Source organism: Streptomyces sp. NRRL WC-3549 (genome assembly GCF_000721935.1).
GTDB lineage: Bacteria > Actinomycetota > Actinomycetes > Streptomycetales > Streptomycetaceae > Streptomyces.
The window spans coordinates 16,453-17,784 of record NZ_KL585430.1; the positions used below are offsets into that span (position 1 = coordinate 16,453).

At 75.2% G+C, this 1,332-nt stretch carries 2 protein-coding genes; both read left to right on the forward strand.

Annotation, left to right across the window (positions count from 1 at the left end; genetic code table 11):
- On the forward strand, nt 1-766 hold a 766-nt coding region (locus IH13_RS0130155; protein WP_031089247.1), incomplete at its 5' end, for an asparaginase.
- A 65-nt stretch (nt 767-831) separates the two neighbouring features.
- Nucleotides 832-1,332 (forward strand): GNAT family N-acetyltransferase (locus IH13_RS0130160; RefSeq protein WP_031089248.1); only part of this gene is annotated, 501 nt, incomplete at its 3' end.

The following is a 1,332-nucleotide window of genomic DNA, read 5'->3' on the forward strand; positions in this document are numbered from 1 at the left end:
GGCCGGTCTCGAACTGTCCGGTGAGCGGCTGGCGCTGGCCGCCGCGAGCCACTCCGGCGAGGACTTCCACCTCGCGCTCGTCCGCACGATGCTCGCCGAACACGGTCTGACGCCGGACGACCTGCAGACCCCGCCGGACCTGCCGCTGGACCCGGTGGAGGCGGAGGCGTACCTCGCGGCCGGGCGGGTGCGGGAGCCGCTCACCATGAACTGCTCCGGCAAGCACGCGGCGATGCTCGCGGTCTGCGTACGCAACGGCTGGGACACCGCGACCTACCTCGACCCGGCCCACCCCCTGCAGGTCCTGGTCGGGCAGGTGGTCGCGGAGGCGGCGGGCGAGCCCGTCGCGGCGGTCGGCACGGACGGCTGCGGGGCGCCGCTGATGGCGATCGGGCTGGTGGGTCTCGCCCGTGCCTTCCGCGCGTTCGTCACCGCGGACCCGGGATCGGCGGAGCGCCGGGTCGCGGACGCGATGCGGGCGCACCCCGAGTACGTGGCGGGCACCCGGCGCCCGGACACCTGGCTGATGCGGGAGGTGCCGGGGACGCTGTCCAAGATGGGCGCCGAGGCGGTCCAGGCGGTCGCGCTGGCGGACGGCCGGGCGCTGGCCTTCAAGATCGACGACGGCTCGACGCGCGCCCTGCGCCCGGTGCTGGCCCGCGCGCTCGAACTCCTCGGCGTGGACGCCCCGGTGGTCTCCCGCATCGGCCGGGCACCGCTGACGGGCGGTGGCGAGGAGGTCGGGGGGATCCGCGCGGCGTTCTGACGCGGCCGGTGGCGGCGCCGGAAATCGGAGCGACACCTCCTGTGCCGCGTGCGTAGCGTGGGGCCATGAGTCCGCATCCCCGTACCGTCTCCGTATCCGACTTCCCCGACTGGCTGCGTGCCGTGAGCACCGGCTTCCTGCGGCCGTACGTGGCGACGGAGGAGGAGATCGCGGTGCGGCTGACCCACACCGACCTCTCCCGTGTCCAAGGGGTGTTCGACGGCGGCCGGTGCGTGGCGACCTTCCGTTCGTTCGCCCAGGAGCTGACCGTCGTGGGCGGCGCCACCGTGCCGGCCGACGCGATCACCGCGGTGACCGTGTCGCCCACGCACCGCCGCCGGGGACTGCTCGGCCGGATGATGGCCGCGGACCTGGCGGCGGCCCGGGAACGCGGTGAGGTGGTCGCCTCGCTGATCGCGGCCGAGTACCCGATCTACGGGCGGTACGGCTTCGGCCCGGCCGCCTGGAGCACCGAGTGGGAGATCGACGTGCCGCGCAGCGGCCTGGACACGCGTCGGCCGGTGCCCGACGAGTCGGACGGCGGCCGGATCGACCTGGTGGACGGG